Source organism: Pantoea sp. USHLN256 (genome assembly GCF_037149875.1).
Lineage (GTDB): Bacteria > Pseudomonadota > Gammaproteobacteria > Enterobacterales > Enterobacteriaceae > Pantoea > Pantoea nemavictus.
Genome location: NZ_JBBCQO010000008.1, coordinates 142,660 through 163,197 on the forward strand (window position 1 = coordinate 142,660; position 20,538 = coordinate 163,197).

General features: G+C 55.9%; 16 protein-coding genes. 15 read left to right on the forward strand and 1 reads right to left on the reverse strand.

Going from position 1 to position 20,538, the window contains the following annotated elements; translation table 11 throughout:
- Positions 1-70 precede the first annotated feature (70 nt).
- The 15 genes from WFL93_RS18665 (at position 71) to WFL93_RS18735 (ending at position 16,353) form a co-directional block, all read left to right on the forward strand.
- Complete coding sequence (locus WFL93_RS18665) at positions 71-1,591, forward strand: FliC/FljB family flagellin (protein ID WP_336778761.1); 1,521 nt, start codon at positions 71-73, stop codon at positions 1,589-1,591.
- Positions 1,592-1,703: 112 nt separating this feature from the next.
- Entirely contained in the window at positions 1,704-2,069 is a 366-nt protein-coding gene (locus WFL93_RS18670; protein ID WP_336778762.1) for a cell envelope integrity TolA C-terminal domain-containing protein, read from the forward strand.
- A gap of 168 nt (positions 2,070-2,237) precedes the next feature.
- Positions 2,238-2,828 carry a transcriptional regulator UhpA gene (gene uhpA / locus WFL93_RS18675; RefSeq protein ID WP_336778763.1) on the forward strand — a complete coding sequence of 197 codons (591 nt, stop codon included), beginning with the start codon at positions 2,238-2,240 and terminating at the stop codon, positions 2,826-2,828.
- Positions 2,828-4,324, forward strand: coding sequence for a signal transduction histidine-protein kinase/phosphatase UhpB (gene uhpB, locus WFL93_RS18680; protein ID WP_336778764.1), 1,497 nt, complete (start codon positions 2,828-2,830; stop codon positions 4,322-4,324). Before uhpA ends, uhpB begins: the two co-directional genes overlap by 1 nt.
- A gap of 10 nt (positions 4,325-4,334) precedes the next feature.
- Positions 4,335-5,663: an MFS transporter gene (locus tag WFL93_RS18685; RefSeq protein WP_336778784.1), complete on the forward strand. Its 1,329-nt coding sequence runs from the start codon at positions 4,335-4,337 to the stop codon at positions 5,661-5,663.
- A 137-nt stretch (positions 5,664-5,800) separates the two neighbouring features.
- The gene (gene uhpT / locus WFL93_RS18690) at positions 5,801-7,192 is read left to right on the forward strand and encodes a hexose-6-phosphate:phosphate antiporter (protein WP_049852580.1); all 1,392 of its coding nucleotides are present in this window, start codon (positions 5,801-5,803) and stop codon (positions 7,190-7,192) included.
- A 212-nt stretch (positions 7,193-7,404) separates the two neighbouring features.
- Complete coding sequence (locus WFL93_RS18695; RefSeq protein WP_336778765.1) at positions 7,405-8,373, forward strand: HNH endonuclease signature motif containing protein; 969 nt, start codon at positions 7,405-7,407, stop codon at positions 8,371-8,373.
- Positions 8,374-8,516: 143 nt separating this feature from the next.
- Entirely contained in the window at positions 8,517-9,239 is a 723-nt protein-coding gene (locus tag WFL93_RS18700) for an RNA polymerase sigma factor FliA (RefSeq protein WP_007891379.1), read from the forward strand.
- Between the two features lie 51 nt (positions 9,240-9,290).
- The gene (fliZ, locus tag WFL93_RS18705) at positions 9,291-9,794 is read left to right on the forward strand and encodes a flagella biosynthesis regulatory protein FliZ (protein ID WP_007891377.1); all 504 of its coding nucleotides are present in this window, start codon (positions 9,291-9,293) and stop codon (positions 9,792-9,794) included.
- Positions 9,795-9,925: 131 nt separating this feature from the next.
- The gene (locus WFL93_RS18710; RefSeq protein WP_336778766.1) at positions 9,926-10,912 is read left to right on the forward strand and encodes a D-cysteine desulfhydrase; all 987 of its coding nucleotides are present in this window, start codon (positions 9,926-9,928) and stop codon (positions 10,910-10,912) included.
- A 217-nt stretch (positions 10,913-11,129) separates the two neighbouring features.
- Positions 11,130-11,930 (forward strand): cystine ABC transporter substrate-binding protein, encoded by an 801-nt coding sequence (gene tcyJ, locus WFL93_RS18715; RefSeq protein WP_036621803.1) that lies wholly within the window; start codon positions 11,130-11,132, stop codon positions 11,928-11,930.
- Positions 11,930-12,598 (forward strand): cystine ABC transporter permease, encoded by a 669-nt coding sequence (gene tcyL, locus WFL93_RS18720; protein WP_007891363.1) that lies wholly within the window; start codon positions 11,930-11,932, stop codon positions 12,596-12,598. Before tcyJ ends, tcyL begins: the two co-directional genes overlap by 1 nt.
- On the forward strand, positions 12,595-13,347 hold the full coding sequence (gene tcyN, locus WFL93_RS18725) for an L-cystine ABC transporter ATP-binding protein TcyN (protein WP_336778767.1): 753 nt from the start codon (positions 12,595-12,597) through the stop codon (positions 13,345-13,347). The genes tcyL and tcyN overlap by 4 nt, the downstream gene beginning before the upstream one ends.
- 236 nt (positions 13,348-13,583) lie before the next feature.
- Positions 13,584-14,672 (forward strand): acyltransferase family protein, encoded by a 1,089-nt coding sequence (locus tag WFL93_RS18730; RefSeq protein WP_007891357.1) that lies wholly within the window; start codon positions 13,584-13,586, stop codon positions 14,670-14,672.
- A 598-nt stretch (positions 14,673-15,270) separates the two neighbouring features.
- Positions 15,271-16,353 (forward strand): acyltransferase family protein, encoded by a 1,083-nt coding sequence (locus tag WFL93_RS18735; protein ID WP_007891934.1) that lies wholly within the window; start codon positions 15,271-15,273, stop codon positions 16,351-16,353.
- Positions 16,354-16,422: 69 nt separating this feature from the next.
- On the opposite strand, the gene putA is transcribed toward WFL93_RS18735, so the two are convergent.
- Positions 16,423-20,367, reverse strand: a complete 3,945-nt coding sequence (gene putA, locus WFL93_RS18740; protein ID WP_336778768.1) for a trifunctional transcriptional regulator/proline dehydrogenase/L-glutamate gamma-semialdehyde dehydrogenase — start codon at positions 20,365-20,367, stop codon at positions 16,423-16,425.
- Positions 20,368-20,538: the final 171 nt, after the last annotated feature.

Consider the following 20,538-nt stretch of genomic DNA (forward strand, 5'->3'; position numbering starts at 1 on the left):
TGACGGCGCTGAAGCCGGCGGGTTGAAGCCCACACCTTAACCGAAAGACTTGATTAACAGGAAAATTATCATGGCCCAAGTCATTAATACCAACAGCCTCTCGCTGATCACTCAGAACAACATCAACAAGAACCAGTCTGCTCTGTCTACCTCTATCGAGCGTCTGTCTTCTGGTCTTCGTATTAACAGCGCTAAAGATGACGCAGCGGGCCAGGCCATTGCTAACCGCTTCACCTCTAACATCAACGGCCTGACTCAGGCAGCGCGTAACGCCAACGACGGTATCTCTGCTGCGCAGACGACTGAAGGCGCGCTGTCAGAAATCAACAACAACTTACAGCGTGTTCGTGAACTGACCGTACAAGCACAGAACGGCACCAACTCTGATTCTGACCTGTCTTCAATCCAGGACGAAATCAAATCACGTCTGGAAGAGATTGACCGCGTATCGGGCCAGACTCAGTTCAACGGTGTGAACGTGCTGGCAAAAGATGGCACTATGAAAATCCAGGTTGGTGCAAATGACGGTGAAACCATTTCAATTGACCTGCAAAAAATTGATTCATCAACTCTGGGTCTGAATGGTTTCGACGTGCGTAAAGCCGGTACTATCACCAGCGAAGCTGTAACTGCTGCCAGCACCACTACTTACGCTGACGGCGCTAACACGCTGGCATTGTCTACTACTGATACCACTAATACTTCAGACGGCACTACCGCTGCAACTACAACCTTCTCATTTGACAGTGCTACCAACTCTTATTATGCAACTGTTGCTGGCGGTACGGGTAACACCACTGCCGATGGCACCTACGCTGCAACTGTAGCTGCTGATGGTACTGTGACCATTGGCTCGTCAGCGACAGCACCGGGCACAGCAACGGCTGTAACTAAAAATCAGGTTGGTACTACTACCCCAGGCGCTGCGCTTGATACCACAACTGCTGCTGCTGCTCTGGCTGCCGCAGGCGTTACTGGAGCAACTTCTGCTAACGTTTCACTGGTGAAACTGACCTCTACCGATTCTTCAGGTAATGCGACCGATGCTGGCTACGCGCTGAAAACCGCTGATGGTTCCCTGTACGCGACTGACTATGATGGTACCAATGCGGCAAGCTTTACCGCCAAAACTACTACCTTTACCAATGCCAGCGGCGTAAGCACTACTGCTGCGAATAAACTGGGCGGTGTAGATGGTAAAACTGAACAAGTTACTGTAGGCACTGGCGCTGACGCGGAAACGTATTTAGCCTCCAGCCTAAACGGTGCAGACCTGTCAAGCGCAACCAATACCGTTAAACCTATTGCAGACAATGCTAACCCGTTGAAAGCGCTGGATGCGGCTATTGCTTCAGTTGACAAGTTCCGTTCAAGCCTGGGTGCGGTGCAGAACCGTCTGGACTCTGCTATCACCAACCTGAACAACACCACCACTAACCTGTCTGAAGCACAGTCTCGTATTCAGGATGCTGACTACGCCACTGAAGTTTCAAACATGTCTAAAGCACAGATCATCCAGCAGGCGGGTAACTCAGTGTTGGCTAAAGCTAACCAGGTTCCACAGCAGGTTCTGTCTCTGCTGCAGGGCTAATCGCTCTACGCTCCTTGCTTATCAAACCCCGCTTCGGCGGGGTTTTTTTATATCTGCATATTATGAGCATGCAGTTATACTCAGCATCCTCCCGCTTCACAGGACGTGTTTAATGCGTATTTTCCTCTTCGCTGTGCTGTTGTTATCCGGTTGTACCACCGCAAAACATCCACGCACTCATGTGGTCGTGCCGCCGCCGCCGGTGGTGACCGATCTCAACAGCTATATCGCCGGAATCAACTATGCCATCACGACGCAGTTATTTGATGTCGATACCTTTGCAGGCAAAACGTGTGATGTGCGACTTGATTTGGATGACAAAGGACAACTGACGGATATCCATGTATTAACCGGCGATCTCGGCTTATGTACTGCCGCTAAGGAGGCTGTCAAAAACGCCCAATTCCCTGAGCCACCGTCTCAGGAAATTCATCGGGTGATAACGCATCCGGTATTACATTTCGCGCCACAAAAGTGAAACGCACGGCCGGTACATCGTAGGGTCGCCATTCATGGCGACCGCAAGTCAGCACCATCTATAGCAGCGCAATCTTTTGCGCCATGCCCGCCATCTCCACCCAATCCGCTTGAAGCTTCCCCGGCTTATCGCTAAGGTAAGCGCGTTTTTTCGCCGCCAGGAAACCCCATGACCACCATTGCGCTCATCGACGATCACATGATTGTCCGTTCTGGTTTTGCCCAATTACTCGGGCTGGAACCGGATTTTCAGGTTGTTGCCGAATGCGGTTCCGGGCATGAGGCGCTCGCCAAACTACCGGGGCGCGGCGTGCAGGTGTGCATCTGCGATATCTCGATGCCGGATATTTCCGGGCTGGAGCTGTTAAGCCAGTTGCCGAAAGGTATGGCGACCATCATGCTGTCGGTGCACGACAGTCCGGCGCTGGTGGAGCAGGCGCTCAACGCCGGCGCGCGCGGTTTTCTTTCTAAACGTTGCAGCCCCGATGAATTGATCGCGGCGGTGCATACCGTGGCCAAAGGCGGCTGCTACCTAACGCCCGATATCGCCATCAAACTCGCCTCCGCACGGCAGGATCCGCTCACCAAACGCGAACGTCAGGTGGCGGAAAAACTGGCACAAGGCTTAGCGGTGAAAGAGATTGCTGCCGAACTCGGCCTGTCGCCGAAAACCGTACACGTCCATCGCGCCAATTTGCTGGAAAAGCTCAATGTCAGCAACGATGTTGAACTGGCGCGCCGCATGTTTGATGGCTGGTAATGCAGCCACTCTTTTCACGGCTGATTGCCGTCATCGCCAGTTTTTGTATCTTCTCCGCCGCGTGGTTTTGCCTGTGGAGCATCAGCCTGCATCTGGCGGATCGTCCTGAACTGGCGGTGTTGCTGTTTCCCTTTGGCCTGCGCCTTGGTTTGATGTTGCAGTGCCCACGCGCCTATTGGCCGGTGCTGCTCGGTGCCGAGTGGTTGATGCTGTATGGATTATCGCGCGAAGTGGCGCTGGCGCATCTGCCGCTGCTGATGCTCGGAAGCTTATTAACACTGCTGCCGGTGGCATTGATCTCCCGTTATCGTCATCAACGCGATTGGCACACTTTGCTGTGGCAGGGCGGAGCGATGGTGTGCGCGGCGCTACTGCAAGCCTTGCCGTGGATCTCACAGCCAGCAGCATTGAATGCGGTGCTGCTCACGCTGACCGGCGCGCTGACCGTGGCACCCACCTGCCTGGTGATCTGGCACTACCTCACCAGCACCCGCTGGCAGCCGCTTGGCCCTTCGCTGGTCGGACAGCCGGTTAACTGGCGCGTGCGCCATCTGTTTGGTTATGTGCTGCTGTTTATCGTCAGCCTATGGTTGCAGCTTGGATTGCCGGCAGAGCTGTCGCGCTTCACGCCATTTTGTCTGGCGTTGCCGATTATCGCGCTGGCGTGGCATTACGGCTGGCAGGGCGCGCTGATCGCCACCTTAATGAACGCCATCGCCCTGATCGCCAGCCAGACCTGGCACGATCACGCGGTCGATCTGCTGCTCTCCCTGCTGGCGCAAAGTCTTACCGGGCTGCTGCTGGGCGCGGGTATTCAGCGTTTACGTGAACTTAATCAGTCGCTGCAAACCGAGTTGCTGCGCAATCGCCGCTTGACGGAACGTTTGCTGGAGACTGAAGAGAGCGTTCGACGCGAAGTGGCGCGCGAACTGCACGATGATATCGGCCAAACCATCACCGCGATTCGCACCCAGGCCGGGATTATGCAGCGCATCAGCCCGGAAAGTGGCGTCAAGCAGAGTGGCATGTTGATTGAGCAGCTGTCGCTGGGTATTTACGACTCCGTGCGCCGTTTACTGGGGCGCTTGCGTCCGCGCCAGTTGGACGATCTCTCGCTGGAGCAGGCTATTCGCTCGCTGATGCGGGAAATGGAGCTGGAAGGGCATGGCATCATCAGTCATCTCGACTGGCAGATTGACGAAGCACGACTCAGTGAAGCGCAACGCGTCACGCTGTTTCGTGTCTGTCAGGAAGGACTCAATAACGTGGTGAAACACGCCAGCGCCCGCGCGGTGACGCTGCAAGGCACATTGCAGGACGAGCGGTTGCTGCTGGTCATTGAAGACGACGGCTGCGGCTTGCCGGCGGGTTCCCCGCAGCAAGGTTTTGGCCTTGCCGGCATGCGCGAGCGCGTGACGGCGCTAGGCGGCTCGCTGGGGATCACCTGCACCCACGGCACGCGCGTAAGCGTCACGTTACCGCTGCGCAAGGGATAACCCAAAGATGATGTTTAGATTTCTCAACGCGCCAGCCAGCGCGCAGCCGATCGAGGATAAGGCGACCATTGATGCGCGCTATCGCTACTGGCGGCGTCATATCATGATCACCATCTGGCTCGGCTATGCGCTGTTCTATTTCACCCGTAAAAGCTTCAACGCTGCCTCGCCGGAAATTCTGGCCGCAGGCGTGATGACGCGCACCGACATCGGCCTGCTGGCGACGCTGTTTTACATCACTTACGGCCTGTCGAAGTTTTTCTCGGGCATCGTCAGCGACCGCTCCAATGCGCGCTATTTCATGGGCATTGGGCTGATGGCGACGGGCGTGGTCAACATCCTGTTTGGCTTCTCCACTTCGCTGTGGGCGTTCGCGCTGCTATGGGTGCTGAATGCGTTTTTCCAGGGATGGGGATCGCCGGTGTGTGCACGTCTGCTGACCAGCTGGTTTTCTCGCACCGAACGCGGCGGCTGGTGGGCGTTGTGGAATACCGCACAAAACGTCGGCGGTGCGCTTATCCCGATGATCGTCGGTGGCGCCGCGCTGCACTATGGCTGGCGCGCCGGCATGATGATTGCCGGCGGACTGGCAATCGTCGCCGGCATTTTTCTCTGCTGGCGCCTGCGCGATCGCCCGCAAACCGTGGGTTTACCGCCGGTGGGTGACTGGCGCCACGATGCGCTGGAGATCGCCCAGCAGCAAGAGGGCGCGGGGCTGAGTCACAAAGAGATCCTCACTAAATATGTGCTGCTCAACCCTTACATCTGGCTGCTATCGCTATGTTACGTGCTGGTTTATGTGGTGCGTGCTGCCATCAATGACTGGGGCAATCTCTACATGTCCGAGACGCTGGGCGTGAATCTGGTGACGGCCAACTCGGCGGTCACCATGTTTGAACTCGGCGGCTTCGGCGGTGCGTTAGTGGCGGGATGGGGCTCGGATAAATTGTTCAACGGTAATCGCGGACCGATGAACCTGATCTTTGCCGCCGGTATTTTGCTGTCAGTGGGATCGCTGTGGCTAATGCCGTTTGCCAGCTACGTAATGCAGGCTGCGTGTTTCTTTACCATCGGCTTTTTTGTCTTCGGCCCCCAAATGTTGATCGGTATGGCGGCGGCGGAGTGTTCGCATAAAGATGCGGCGGGCGCGGCGACCGGATTTGTTGGCCTGTTTGCCTATCTGGGCGCGTCGCTCTCCGGCTGGCCGCTGGCGCGGGTGATCGATGTCTGGCACTGGAGCGGCTTTTTCGCGGTCATCGCCTGCGCGGCGGGCATTTCGGCTTTGCTGCTGCTGCCATTCCTGCATGCGCAAACGCCGCGCCAGCGCGAGGAAGTGTGATGCATCCCCGCTTTTTGCCTTTACCTCGCCAAAACTAAGAAATTTTCCCGGTTGCGCCGGGCAGTTGTCTCAGGCCGAAACCGCTGCTGATTTTTACAATGCCTGCCATCACGCAGGTCATTAATCAGGAGCACTCCATGCTGGCTTTCTTAAATCAGGTGCGCAAGCCGACCCTGAATCTGTCGCTCGAAGAGCGACGCAAGATGTGGTTCAAACCCTTTATGCAGTCCTATCTGGTGGTCTTTATCGGCTACCTGACCATGTATCTGATCCGCAAAAACTTCAACATTGCGCAGAACGACATGATCACCACCTACGGACTCAGCATGACGCAGCTGGGGATGATTGGGCTCGGCTTCTCCATCACCTACGGCGTCGGGAAAACTCTGGTTTCCTACTACGCCGATGGCAAAAATACCAAGCAGTTCCTGCCGTTTATGCTGATTCTCTCGGCAATCTGTATGCTGGGCTTCAGCGCCAGCATGGGCGCGGGTTCGGTGAGTCTGTTCCTGATGATCGCGTTTTATGCGCTGAGCGGCTTCTTCCAAAGTACCGGCGGCTCCTGTAGCTACTCCACCATCACCAAATGGACGCCGCGCCGCAAACGCGGCAGCTATCTGGGCATGTGGAATATTTCGCATAACCTCGGCGGCGCGGGTGCAGCCGGTGTGGCGCTGTTTGGTGCCAATTACCTGTTCGATGGGCATGTGGTCGGCATGTTTGTGTTTCCGTCACTGATCGCCCTGGTCGTCGGCTTTATCGGTCTGCGCTACGGCAGCGATTCACCTGAATCTTACGGTTTGGGCAAAGCCGAAGAGCTGTTTGGTGAAGAGATCAGCGAGGAGGACAAAGAAACTGAAGATCAGGCGATGACCAAGTGGCAGATCTTTGTCGAGTACGTGCTGAAAAACAAAGTGATTTGGCTGCTGTGTTTCGCCAACATCTTCCTGTATGTGGTGCGTATTGGTATCGATCAGTGGTCGACGGTATATGCCTATCAGGAGTTAAAACTGTCGAAAGAGGTGGCGATTCAGGGCTTCACGCTGTTTGAAGTTGGCGCGTTAGTCGGCACGCTGCTGTGGGGCTGGTTATCGGATCTGGCGAATGGTCGTCGTGCGCTGGTGGCATGTGTGGCGTTGGCGTTGATTATTGCCACGCTCGGTGTCTATCAACATGCCAGCAATCAATACGTTTATCTGGCCTCGCTGTTTGCATTGGGCTTCCTGGTGTTTGGTCCGCAACTGCTTATTGGTGTCGCTGCCGTCGGCTTTGTACCAAAAAAAGCCATTGGTGCCGCCGATGGTATTAAAGGCACCTTTGCTTACCTGATCGGTGACAGCTTCGCGAAGTTAGGCTTGGGGATGATCGCCGACGGCACGCCAATCTTTGGCTTAACCGGATGGGCCGGGACCTTTGCCGCGCTGGATGCGGCAGCGATCGGTTGTATCGCCCTGATGGCGCTGGTGGCAGTGTTTGAAGAGCGTAAGATTCGCCGTGAGAAGCGCCTGCAGCGGTTAAAAGCAGCGTAATGGTGCGCCCCGGTTTTCCGCCGGGGCTTTTTTGTCCGTTAATCCTGCTGACCTAAAGCAAATTGATGCGTGGGGCAAAGGACGATTTTAGCGCATACCCTACATCCTGAGAAAAGTAACCAACCTGTTACAGTCCGCCTGCCCATTGCCGATAACTCCCTTCAGAATCATTCCCATTTTTTGAACCACATTTTTCCGTTTCTGGGGTGTCTATGCGCTTCAATTATGACTTGTTACCGGGTGAGCTACTGACCTTCGAAGAGATTGCCCTGCGCTACACGCAGCAGCATCCTGACGAGAAAGAGCTTACCGCACGCGGGTTGCTGAGCCCGTCGACCAGCTTTCGCAATTTGGTGATCCGCGCGCTGTTCGCGCAGGAGGAGATCAACAGCCCGATTGAGGATCTGCTGTTTGTCTCGGACGATAACGAGCGCAAAAACTATCTGCGCCGCTTTGAACACTATTTGAAAAATCAGCAGGCGTTTCTCTATTTCCGTCGTGACGATGCGGCGCGCAAAGAAGGGCGCTGGAAAGTGGTGGGGGAAACCCAGGTGTTTGCCATGCTCGATCCCAATTCGGCGGAGGCGCAGAATCTGCTGAACAGTCGCGGCTACAAGCTGGTGCTGATGCGCCAAACCGAAGAGGAGGAGTATTGGCAGCTGTTTGATGCGCAGGCGCATCCCTGCTTCCCGCTGTCGCGCAAGATCCAATTCCTCGTGGTACTGAGCACGCCGCAATATAAAGTGCCGAGCGGCGTGATGCCCGGCACCGAAGTGGGGCGACGGGTGAAAGCCAAAGTGTTGCAGCGCACCAGCCAGGCGGAGTTCACCTCGGCGGTGAAAGCGCGCTATGGCGCCTGCATCATTACCGGTACGCAGCTAACCGAGCGGCACAGCTGGCCGTGGGTGGAAGCCTGTTACATCGACACGCAAGAGAATGAAGAGGGGTTTCTGGCCGATAACAGCGCCGATAACGGGTTGTTCCTGCGCAGCGATCTGCAGCGGCTGTTTATCAACAAAATGATAAGCATCAACGCCGAAACCGGTCAGGTGCTGTTTAATCCGGCGCTGGAAACTGAAGCGTTGATTACGCCTTTTTATCAGGCACTTGAGGGCAAAGTTTGCGCATTATGGGATGCGGTGCCGCCTGGCACGCGGGAGCGCCTGCGTAACTTGCGCTAGTCGCTGCGCGGACGGCGGTGCGATCCACCGCCATCCATAACAAATTTGAAATAACCTCGCTTTTGCCCGCCTATTCTGCCAATCAAAACCCCTACAGAATTGGATAATCATGCCGATAACTTTATTAACGCAGGGTAGTCAACGTGAACGATCTCTATACCGCCGATGGCGTGATGGATAAACATTCGCTCTGGCAGCGCTACGTTCCTCTGGTGCGGCATGAAGCGCTGCGCTTGCAGGTACGTTTGCCAGCCAGCGTTGAGCTTGACGATCTGCTGCAGGCCGGTGGCATTGGCTTATTAAATGCCGTGGAGCGCTACGATGCGCTGCAGGGCACCGCCTTTACCACCTACGCCGTGCAGCGAATCCGGGGCGCAATGCTGGATGAGCTGCGCAGTCGCGACTGGGCGCCACGCAGCGTGCGCAGAAATGCGCGCGAAGTCGCTGGGGCCATGCATCAGGTAGAACAAGCGTTGGGGCGCTCGGCTACTGAGCAGGAAGTGGCTGAGCGACTGAATGTTTCGCTGGAGGAGTATCGGCAGATTCTGCTCGATACCAACAACAGCCAACTCTTCTCTTACGACGAGTATCGGGAAGAACACGGCGACAGTGCGGAGCTGGTGACGGAGGGGCACGAGGAAGCCAACCCGCTTCATCAGTTATTGGAAGGAAACCTACGTGACCGCGTGATTGAAGCGATTGAGGCGTTGCCTGAACGTGAAAAACTCGTGCTCACACTGTACTACCAGGAAGAACTGAACCTGAAGGAGATTGGCGCGGTGCTGGAAGTGGGGGAATCCCGCGTCAGTCAACTGCACAGTCAGGCGATCAAACGCCTGCGTGCCCGATTATCGGGGGCGCGCTAACAGACTCAGTTCCTGGCGATCGAAAAAAACAATAAAACCGGGGACTCAGCAATGGGAGCCAAAGTTAAAGCCAGACCTTTAAGTCGCTATCTTAAAGACTATAAGCACAGCCAAAGCAATTGTTCACACTGTGGCAAAGTTTTAGATCGTATGGCGTTAGTCTTTCGCGGCCAGATCATCAATAAAGAGGCCATCGCACGCATGGACCAAATGATTGACGATCAGGTGTGGATGAAACTCCAGCCAGAATTGACCGCCTTGTGTCGTTTCTGCAGCGATATTTTTTGTAATACCCATCCGAATTACTTCGACATTATGGCGTTTAAGCAATACCTGTTTGAGCAGACCGAGATGAGCCACAGTACCATACGTGAGTATGTGGTGCGTTTGCGTCGGCTTGATGACATGCTGAAGGCGAAAAACTTCCCGGCAGATCGTTTGCGCGGAAACAGCTGGCATGAGTGTCTGGAGAACGATTTGCCCGATGCGGGTAACAATAACTACCGCATTGCACTGCGTAAATATGACCAGTTTTTAGGCTGGCAGCAGGGCTGAGGGTGATCCCACCCTTGTTGTTGTCGAGCATGACAGCAACAAGGGCAGCACACGTTGAATTCCGGGTGCGACTTTTCTCATCTTCTGCAACACTGTATGGATAACTGCACATTGCCCGAATGGAGGCTGCATTGTCCTTACATCTTCTGCACCAGTTCCCCCGTCTTGAATTACTCGGTGCACCCACGCCGCTTGAGCATTTGCCCCGGCTTTCTGATTATCTGGGTCGCGATATCTTTATTAAGCGCGATGACTTCACGCCGGTAGCGCTGGGCGGTAACAAGCTGCGTAAGCTCGAATTCCTGGCGGCCGATGCGCTGCGCGAAGGCGCGGATGTGCTGCTGACGGCGGGCGCCATCCAATCCAACCATGTGCGGCAAACCGCAGCGGTGGCGGCGCGTCTCGGCCTGAAGTGTGTGGCGCTGCTGGAAAACCCGATTGGCACCACCTCTGAAAACTACCTCAGCAACGGCAACCGCCTGCTGCTCGATCTGATGGACGTGGAAATCGTCATGGTTGATGCGTTGCACAATCCCACCGAACAACTGGCGGCTCAGGCCGAACAGCTCGAAGCGCAGGGATTCCGCCCTTACATTGTGCCGGTCGGCGGCTCTAATGCGCTGGGTGCGCTTGGCTACGTCGAGTGCGCGCAGGAGATCGCCCATCAGAGCGAAGGCGTAGTAGATTTCGCCGCGGTGGTGGTGGCGTCCGGCAGCGCGGGCACGCACGCTGGCCTGGCGATTGGTCTGGAGCAGCTGCTGCCGGAAACCGAGCTGGTGGGCGTTACCGTTTCACGTAAAGTCGCCGCGCAGCTGCCGGTGGTTGAGCGCATCCGCAGCGCGCTGGCTGAACAGCTGGAAGTGCAGGCTAAAGCGGCGATTACCTTGTGGGATGACTACTTCGCGCCGCGCTATGGCGAGCCTAACGATGAAGGGATGGCGGCGGTGAAGCTGCTGGCGCGCCTGGAGGGCATCATGCTCGATCCGGTGTACACCGGCAAAGCGATGGCGGGATTAATTGATGGTATTGCGCAAAACCGCTTCCGTCGCGAAGGGCCGCTGCTGTTTGTGCATACCGGCGGATCGCCTGCGTTATTTGCTTATCACCCTTCGGTCTGAGAAAGATTTTAAAAACGGTTTATAATCCGGCGGTTATTAACAAACGGTCGCCATGAATGGCAATATCACAGCATCCTCGTATCGTAGCGGCGCAATTTATTGCGCGATAAATCGCGCCGCTACGGAATGTGCGGTGATTGAATCATGGTAGTCGTAAGGCGCGCATCTATGCGCAGCAAAAATAAGCACACAACACATCACAATAAATGGGGTAAACATGACTTTCTCTCCGATTCGTCGCCAGATGGTGATGGGAATGATGGCGGTCGCGCTGGTCGCGGGCGTCAACGTGAAATCTTTCGCCGCAGACGATCTGCTGGCGCAGGTAAAGAGCAAAGGTGAGCTGCGCGTCGGGCTGGAAGGCACCTATCCGCCGTTCAGCTTCCAGGATGAAAAAGGCCAGTTGACCGGCTTTGAAGTTGAGTTCGCACAGGAGCTGGCAAAGCACCTCGGCGTGAAAGCCGATCTGCGTCCGACCAAATGGGACGGCATGCTGGCGTCGCTGGACTCTAAGCGTATCGATGTGGTGATCAATCAGGTGACCATCTCCGCTGAACGTCAGAAGAAGTATGACTTCTCCACGCCGTACACCATTTCTGGCGTGCAGGCGCTGACGCTGAAGCAAAACGCGGCGGGCATCACCAAGCCGGAGGATTTGTCAGGCAAGAAAGTCGGCGTCGGCCTCGGTTCCAACTACGAGCAGTGGCTGCGTGACAACGTTAAAGGCGTGGATATCCGCACCTATGATGACGACCCAACCAAATATCAGGATCTGCGTTCTAAACGTATTGATGCCATTCTGGTGGATCGCTTAGCGGCGCTGGATCTGGTGAAGAAAACCGGCGATACCATGGCGGTAGCGGGCCCGGCATTCTCCCGTCTGGAATCCGGCGTGGCGCTGCGTAAAGGCAACGACACCTTGCTGAAAGCCATCGACGCGGCCATCGCCGATATGCAGAAAGATGGCTCCCTGAGCAAACTGTCTGAAAAATGGTTCGGCGCGGACGTCACTAAATAATGCAGGAAAGCTTACAACTGGTGCTGGATTCAGCACCATTTCTACTCAAAGGCGCGCTGTTCACGCTGCAGCTGAGTATCGGCGGTATGTTCTTCGGCCTGATACTCGGCTTCGTGCTGGCGCTGATGCGCCTGTCGCACTTCTGGCCGATCAACTGGCTGGCGCGTATCTACGTGTCGATATTTCGCGGTACGCCGCTGATCGCCCAGCTGTTTATGATCTATTACGGTCTGCCGCAGTTTGGCATTGAGCTGGATCCGATTCCGTCGGCGATGATTGGCCTGTCGCTGAATACCGCCGCCTATGCCTCTGAATCACTGCGTGGCGCGATTGCCGCCATTGAGCGTGGACAGTGGGAAGCCGCTGCCAGCATCGGCATGACGCCGTGGCAAACGCTGCGTCGCGTGATCCTGCCACAGGCCGCGCGCACCGCGCTGCCGCCGCTGGGCAACAGCTTTATCAGCCTGGTGAAAGATACCTCGCTGGCCGCCACCATTCAGGTGCCGGAGCTGTTCCGTCAGGCGCAGTTAATCACCTCACGTACGCTGGAAGTGTTCACCATGTATCTGGCGGCATCGCTGATCTACTGGGTGATGGCGACCGTGCTGTCGGCATTGCAAAACCGGCTTGAAGCGCATGTGAATCGTCAGGATCAGGAGGGCAAATGAGTGCAATTGAAGTCCGTCAGCTGGTGAAACAGTTTAACGGCCAGACAGTGCTGCACGGCATCGACCTCGACGTGGCACCTGGCGAAGTGGTGGCGATTATTGGGCCGAGCGGTTCCGGTAAAACCACGCTGCTGCGCAGTATCAATCTGCTGGAAGTGCCGGAAAGTGGGCACATCAAAGTGGGCGATATCGCTATCGATGCGGCGCTCGGCCTCAATAAGCAGAAGCAGCTGGTGCGTCAGCTGCGTCAGCAGGTGGGATTTGTCTTCCAGAACTTCAATCTGTTCCCGCACCGTTCGGTACTGGAGAACATTATTGAAGGGCCGGTGATCGTCAAGGGCGAGCCGAAGGCGGAAGCCATCGCACGTGCGCGCAGTTTGCTGGAAAAGGTCGGTTTGCACGGCAAGGAGCAGAGTTTCCCGCGTCGTCTCTCCGGCGGACAGCAGCAGCGCGTAGCGATTGCGCGCGCGCTGGCGATGCGTCCCGAGGTGATCCTGTTCGATGAACCGACCTCGGCGCTCGATCCTGAGCTGGTGGGCGAAGTGCTCAACACCATCCGCGCGCTGGCGCAGGAGAAACGCACCATGGTGATCGTTACCCATGAGATGAGCTTTGCGCGCGACGTCGCCGATCGCGCCATCTTTATGGATCAGGGTCGCATTGTGGAGCAGGGCGCGGCGCAGGCGCTGTTCAGCAATCCGCAGCAGGCCCGTACCCGGCAATTTCTCGACAAGTTTCTTAACCAATAATCGTAAGCGTCGTCAGAAAATGGCGACGCTTGTCTTAATTTTCCGCACGTTGCTCCTCTAAGTATCTTCTGAAAGTATTTTTACCCCATTGCGATAACTATATGTATTTAATGGAAACATTAATCTTAAAAAACCTAAGGCAATAGGCCAGGTCTTTTTTAAGAGAGTCCCGATTGAGACATCTTTGTAAATATAAATAATTCTTTACAAATTCATGGCGCAATTAGGACATCGCAATGACAACTGCCAGGAAAGAGGTCCTCTGGATCAATACCCTCAAAGGGGGCTGTATATTGATGGTGGTATTACATCACTCCATCATCACCACCTTCGCTCCTTCGCTGCATCATCTCACCGCCGGTCTGCTGCCTGCGCACTGGTGGGTGGCTTTTAATACCTACCTGTCGCCGCTGCGTATGCCAGCGTTCTTCTTTGTTTCGGGCTTGCTGGCGGCGAGCTCGATCACCAAAAAAAGCTGGAAAGAGGTGTTCACCAAGAAGTTCAGCAACATCGTTTATCTCTACCTGCTGTGGGGCGTGATTCAGTGGCTGAGTATTCATTACATCTCCACGCATTTGGGGGAGAGGCTTTCCAGCACTAAAAACGCCGCCTATGCCGACACGCCATTTGAGTTCATTAAGCTGCTGATGACCTCAATGACCAGCCTGTGGTACCTCTACGCGCTGGCCGGTTTCTTCCTATTCACCAAGCTGTTTCACCGCCAGAAGCTGGCGCTGCTGGCGTTAGGCGTGGTCGCTACCTACGCCGCGCAGTTCAGCCTGATTCCCGGCTGGGGACCTGCCAGCGTGGCGCAGAACTACCTCTACTTCCTGATTGGCGTGTTCTTTAGTCAGGCATTGATTGAGATTAGCGAACTGAAGCGTCAGCACTGGCTGCTGCTCGGCGCGATTGCGCTGATCGGTATCCTGCACCACGTCGGCGGTATCTATAAAAATCCGTTCTACAGCTTGCTGACCATCGTGTTTGGTATTGTGGTGTGCCGCTTCCTCAATGAGCGCTTCAATATGGCGTGGCTGAACTGGATTGGACGTAACACGCTGCAAATCTACGTGCTGCATCGCATCTTTATTGAATTACTGGGGCTGAGTGCGATTGCGCTGGCGCTGCATTACGGCTGGTTTGGCAATGCCGCCTTTAGCTGGGCTTGGGCACTGCTGATGCCGATTACCGGCGTCGCGCTCTGTACCAGCATCTCACTGCTGGTGTGGACGCTGCTCAACCGTGGGCCGGGCCGCATGCTGTTCCTCTATCCGCGCCTGCTGCGCAAATCTACACTGGAAACGAAAAGCGCACCGCTACAATAATAAACCTGCCGGGCCAGTTCGCTGGCCCTAATAGCGTTGGTAGCAGGTCGCCATGAATGGCGATCCTACAACATAAGATATGTTTAATGCGCACCCTCTACCACAACGCTATTATTTCCGCTTATCCATTTGCCACATTAAATAATTATCCCTCCGCAATTTGAATATATATTGGCATACGAATGGGTGGATTGTTCTTAATTTGCCAGAGTGATGCCATTCACATTAATTTTAGTTAAAAACCTTTTAGTGACTCTAATTAAGGCAAATTTCCTTAGCCTGCTCATGATTCTATTTTTGTCTGGATCTGTAAAGTATTGTTATATCAGGACCACAAAAAAACATTTAGGACTTTCGCTACATCATGCCTTCGCCCGCTGTTTAATAATCGTTGAATAACCATACCCGTCATATTTCGGGTTGCAGCTGCGTTAGCTGCGTGTGTTCACCTCAGTCACTTACTTCAGTAAGCTCCTGAGGATTCACCCACTTGCCGCCTTCCTGCAAACCGAATTATTTAGGGTAACAAAGGCACCATCGCTTATTTCCTTATCCTTCTCCTTTAAGACCTACACAGCAACAGCAGCGGAGTCATCATATGAATAACGCCAGAAAAGAAGATATTGCATGGATAAATACTCTAAAAGGAGCGTGCATATTACTGGTGGTGTTGTATCACACCGTCTTACCGGGATTTGAAGGGACGGTAAAATTATTGACGGCTGGGTGGATCCCGGCAGAAATATGGGTGCAGTTTAATACGGTTTTATCGCCGCTACGTATGCCGGCATTTTTCTTTGTTTCCGGCTTACTCGCCACCAACGGAATTTTGCATCGTCCGTGGAAACAGGTATTTACCAGCCGTATTACCAATCTGTTTTATCTCTACATTCTGTGGGGCTTTATTCAGTGGTGGTCGATTGTCGGCATCTCTACGGAGATCACCGGACAGCGTATCTCGCAGAACCTGAATGCGGCGTACGCCGGTTCGCTGCTGGAGTTTCTTAAGCTCACGTTCCTCGCCATGAGCACCTCGTGGTATCTCTACGGTTTAGCGCTCTATTTCCTGTGCGCGAAAATCTTCAAACAGCAGAAGGTGGCCTTGCTGGTCGTCGCGATTGCGCTCAACTATCTGGCGGTAGAGAAGATTATCCCGTTCTGGGGACCACAAAGCGTGGCGCAGTATTTTCTGTACTTCCTGCTGGGCGCTTTCTGGAGCCCAATGATGTTGCGCCTGAGCGAATGGCGTCGCGAAAACATTGTGCCGTGGGCCATATTGGCGGCGCTCTCCGGTTTGCACGTTATCTTTGGCCTGGATAAGAGTCTGTTCCTGTGCATTCTCGCCGTGCTGGGCAGCGTAGCCGCGTGTCGCTGGCTGAACGCGCATTTCAAGATGAGTTACTTAAATTGGGTAGGGCGCAACACGCTGCAAATCTACGTGATTCATCGCATCTTCATTGAGTTCTTTGGCATGTCAGCGATTCTGTTTGCGCAGCGTCATCACCTGTTTGAGCAGGCGTGGTTCTCGATTCTGTGGGCATGTTTCTATCCGCTGGCAATCGTCGGGATTTGCTCGCTGTGTTCGGTCGCGGTATGGCAGGTTACTAATCGTGGATTGGGTCAGTCGCTGTTTGTGTTCCCAACGCTGATTGGCTTGAAGCGGAAGAAGTCTGTGGCTTAGAAATTCGCGCGATGAATCGCGCCGCTACAAAATCGTGCACATACTGTAGCGGCGCAATTTATTGAGCTATCAACCGATGGTCATCAAACTCGCATTACCGCCCGCTGCGGCGGTATTGACGCTCAGCGAACGCTCAATCAACAAACGCTCCAGCAGCAGATTGGTTTCACCGCGTGCGAAGCCCTGCACCGAGACAATCGCGCCATCGCGTGCCGCCACCTGCTCGCACAGGCTGCGCAGTTGGTCGGCATCACCGTGATAAATTACCGCATCAAACTCGGCCGCCAGCGCATCCTTCACCAGCTTGACGTGCGCCTGCACCTCCGCCGGTAACGACTGGCGCAGCGCACGATGCAGTTCATCATCCTGCCATAGCGCCTGGCTGCCGACGCTGGTCACCGCCGCCAGCTGGATCAGCGCATCTTCTTCATTATCTGCCATGCACAGCACATGTTCGCGTGGCAGCAGGGTGAAGGTGTTGCGTTCACCGGTTGGACCCGGCAGCAGACGCACGGTGCCGGCCTGCGCCAGCTCGTCGTAACGCTGGCACAGCGCCAGCAGTTCAGGTTTATCTTTTGCCCACTGCTGCAGCGCCTGATGCGCGCGCATCAGTTCCGCACGCACCGAGCTGTCGACCGGACGCTCAGCATCCTGGCGATCAAAGGTGATGCGCAGCGCACCGTCTGGACGATTGGCCAACAGGCGATAGAGATAGAGCGGACCACCGGCTTTCGGCCCGGTACCGGACAAGCCTTCGCCGCCGAACGGCTGCACGCCGACCACCGCGCCGACCATATTACGGTTGACGTAGAGGTTGCCGACTTTGGCGTTCGCTGTCACCTGCGCGATGGTTTCATCAATGCGCGTATGTACGCCGAGCGTCAGGCCGTAACCCGAGGCATTAATCTGCTCAACCAGCTGCGGCAGCGTGCTGCGCGAGAAACGCACCACGTGCAGCACCGGGCCAAACACCTCTTTATCCAGATCGCTCACCTTATCCAGCTCAATCAAGGTTGGCTTGATAAAGGTGCCGCTGTTCCACTCTTTGCTATCCTGTGGATTCTCCTGCGCTGCCTGGTAGACGTTGAAACCTTTATTACGCAGCGCCTGAATGTGACGTTCTATATTGGCTTTCGCTTCGGCATCAATCACCGGACCAATGTCGGTCGACAGACGTTCCGGGTTACCCATGCGGCACTCGGCCATCGCGCCACGCAGCATTTTCAGCGTGTGGTCAGCCACATCATCCTGCACGCAAAGCAGACGCAGCGCCGAGCAGCGTTGACCGGCGCTATCAAACGCCGAGGCAACGATATCCACCACCACCTGTTCGGTCAGCGCCGACGAATCGACGATCATCGCGTTCATGCCGCCGGTTTCGGCGATCAGCGGCGTTGGGCGACCCTGCGGATCCAGACGACCGGCCAGATTGCGTTGCAGCAGCGTGGCGACGGCGGTTGAGCCGGTAAACATCACGCCACGCACGCGCTCGTCGCCGGTCAGTTGTGCTCCGACGGTTTCGCCCTGGCCCGGCAGCAGTTGCAGCACACCCGCTGGCACGCCAGCATCCAGCATAATTTGTACCGCCTGCGCGGCAATTAACGGCGTCTGCTCAGCCGGTTTCGCCAGCACGCTGTTACCGGCCGCCAGCGCGGCAGCAATTTGTCCGGTGAAAATCGCCAGCGGGAAGTTCCACGGGCTGATGCACACCACCGGGCCGAGCGGACGATGGGTTTCATTATCGAAATCATCGCGCACCATGCCGGCGTAGTAGTAGAGGAAATCGACCGCTTCACGCACTTCGGCAATGGCGTTGTTGTAGGTTTTACCGGCTTCACGCACCAGCAATCCAATCAGCTGCTGCATCTGGCCTTCCATCGCTTCGGCAGCACGCTCGAGAATGGCGGCGCGCTCCTGCGGTGGCGTGGCGAACCAGATTGGACCGGCGTTCACTGCCGCATCCAGCGCGTCTGACACTTCGGCTTCGCTCGCATCACGCACGCTGCCCACCACATCCGCCGGCGCGGCAGGATTGAGTACCGGGCGGCTCACGCCTGCACCTAATTCACCTTCGACCAGCGGCTGCGCGATCCACGGCTGGCTGGCGCTGTTGAGGAGCGCGCTAGACAGCGATGCCAGGCGATGTTCGTTGGCCAGATCGAGACCGGCAGAGTTGGCACGCTTCGCGCCATACAGGTCGCGCGGCAGCGGAATTTTCGGATGCGGTAAACCGATAGCGCCCTCTGCAGCGCCCATCTTCTCCACGGCGGCAACCGGATCGGCCACCAGCTCATCCAGCGGCAAGGTGTTATCGGCGATGCGGTTAACGAATGAGGTGTTGGCACCGTTCTCCAGCAGACGACGCACCAGATAGGCCAGTAGCGTTTCGTGGGTGCCGACCGGTGCGTAGATACGGCACGGACGATTAAGTTTGCCGTCAGCGACTTTGCCCACCACCTGCTCATACAGTGGTTCACCCATGCCGTGCAGGCACTGGAATTCATACTGGCCGGGATAATAGTTGTTACCCGCCAGCTGATAAATTGCCGCCAGCGTATGCGCGTTGTGGGTGGCGAACTGCGGGTAGATCAGGTTTGGCACCGCCAGCAGTTTGCGTGCACAGGCCAGATAGGAGATATCGGTGTAAACCTTGCGCGTATAGACCGGATAACCTTCCAGGCCGTCGATCTGCGCGCGTTTGATTTCGCTATCCCAATAGGCGCCTTTTACCAGACGGATCATCAGGCGGCGGCGGCTGCGTTGGGCCAGGTCGATCAGCGAATCAATCACAAACGGGCAGCGCTTCTGATAGGCCTGAATCACAAAGCCAATGCCGTTCCAGCCTTCCAGTTCCGGCTCGAAGCACAGCTTCTCCAGCAGATCGAGCGACAGCTCCAGACGATCCGCCTCTTCGGCATCGATGTTGATACCGATGTCATAGGAGCGCGCCAGCAAGGTTAACGATTTGAGGATCGGATAGAGCTCGTCCATCACGCGCTCATACTGCGCGCGGCTGTAGCGCGGATGCAGTGCCGACAGCTTAATCGAGATGCCCGGACCTTCATAAATGCCGCGCCCGTTGGAGGCTTTGCCGATGGCGTGAATCGCCTGCTGATACGACACCAGATAGGCTTTGGCATCGCTGGCGGTCAGCGCCGCTTCACCCAGCATGTCGTAGGAGTAGCGGAAACCTTTCTCCTCCAGCTTGCGCGCATTGGCCAGCGCTTCAGCGATGGTTTCGCCGGTGACAAACTGCTCGCCCATCAGGCGCATCGCCATATCCACGCCTTTGCGGATCAGCGGCTCGCCGCTCTTGCCGATAATGCGGTTAAGCGAGCGCGACAGATTGGCTTCGTTATGGGTGGACACCAGACGACCGGTAAACAGCAGGCCCCAGGTTGCCGCGTTGACAAACATCGACGGGCTGCGACCGAGGTGCGACTGCCAGTTACCGTTGCTGATTTTGTCGCGGATCAGCGCATCGCGCGTTGGCTTATCCGGGATGCGCAGCAGGGCTTCCGCCAGGCACATCAGCGCCACGCCTTCCTGTGACGAGAGCGAGAACTCCTGCAGCAGGCTTTGCACCATGCCTGCGCGGCCGGTTGCACCTTTCTGATGCCGCAGCTTATCGGCAAGGCTATAAGCCAGCTGATGGGTTTTCTCCGCCAGCGGGGCAGGGAGACGCGCCTGTTCCAGCAGCATCGGCACCGCATCCGTTTCCGGACGACGCCATGCGGCGGTGATCGCCGAGCGGCTCACCGACTGCGGTAAAATGTGTTCGGCGAAGTCGAGGAAAGGCTGCAGCGCCTCTTCTGGCACGCCTTCATCACCGGCGGCATCGATCAGCAGTTGCGGAATTTCTGGCACGGATTCACCGGCTTCCAGCTGCTCCAGATAGTTAAAAATCGCCTGCTTGATCAACCAGTGTGATGTGCGGTCAAGCTTCTGTGCTGCCAGTTTAATGCGGTCGCGGGTGGCCTCATCCAGCTTCACCCCCATGGTCGTACTTGCCATGATGTCCTCGTCCTCGAAATAGTGGTTCAATGCTTGCGTGGCAGCAATATCACCCATGTTGCAACTTTGTGCAACCGTGTTAAATGTGACCCAGGCTGCACGTTTTAAACCGCTCCATCTGTTAACACGATAAAAGCGGCATGGAACTTGCTGCAAGAAGCTCGCCAATGT

Coding starts and splice junctions, on each gene's coding strand:
- WFL93_RS18665 (WP_336778761.1), top strand. CDS start 71: ATGGCCCAAGTCATTAATACCAACAGCCTCTCGCTGATCACTCAGAAC.
- WFL93_RS18670 (WP_336778762.1), top strand. CDS start 1,704: ATGCGTATTTTCCTCTTCGCTGTGCTGTTGTTATCCGGTTGTACCACC.
- uhpA (WP_336778763.1), top strand. CDS start 2,238: ATGACCACCATTGCGCTCATCGACGATCACATGATTGTCCGTTCTGGT.
- uhpB (WP_336778764.1), top strand. CDS start 2,828: ATGCAGCCACTCTTTTCACGGCTGATTGCCGTCATCGCCAGTTTTTGT.
- WFL93_RS18685 (WP_336778784.1), top strand. CDS start 4,335: ATGTTTAGATTTCTCAACGCGCCAGCCAGCGCGCAGCCGATCGAGGAT.
- uhpT (WP_049852580.1), top strand. CDS start 5,801: ATGCTGGCTTTCTTAAATCAGGTGCGCAAGCCGACCCTGAATCTGTCG.
- WFL93_RS18695 (WP_336778765.1), top strand. CDS start 7,405: ATGCGCTTCAATTATGACTTGTTACCGGGTGAGCTACTGACCTTCGAA.
- fliZ (WP_007891377.1), top strand. CDS start 9,291: ATGGGAGCCAAAGTTAAAGCCAGACCTTTAAGTCGCTATCTTAAAGAC.
- tcyJ (WP_036621803.1), top strand. CDS start 11,130: ATGACTTTCTCTCCGATTCGTCGCCAGATGGTGATGGGAATGATGGCG.
- tcyL (WP_007891363.1), top strand. CDS start 11,930: ATGCAGGAAAGCTTACAACTGGTGCTGGATTCAGCACCATTTCTACTC.
- tcyN (WP_336778767.1), top strand. CDS start 12,595: ATGAGTGCAATTGAAGTCCGTCAGCTGGTGAAACAGTTTAACGGCCAG.
- WFL93_RS18730 (WP_007891357.1), top strand. CDS start 13,584: ATGACAACTGCCAGGAAAGAGGTCCTCTGGATCAATACCCTCAAAGGG.
- WFL93_RS18735 (WP_007891934.1), top strand. CDS start 15,271: ATGAATAACGCCAGAAAAGAAGATATTGCATGGATAAATACTCTAAAA.
- putA (WP_336778768.1), bottom strand. CDS start 20,367: ATGGCAAGTACGACCATGGGGGTGAAGCTGGATGAGGCCACCCGCGAC.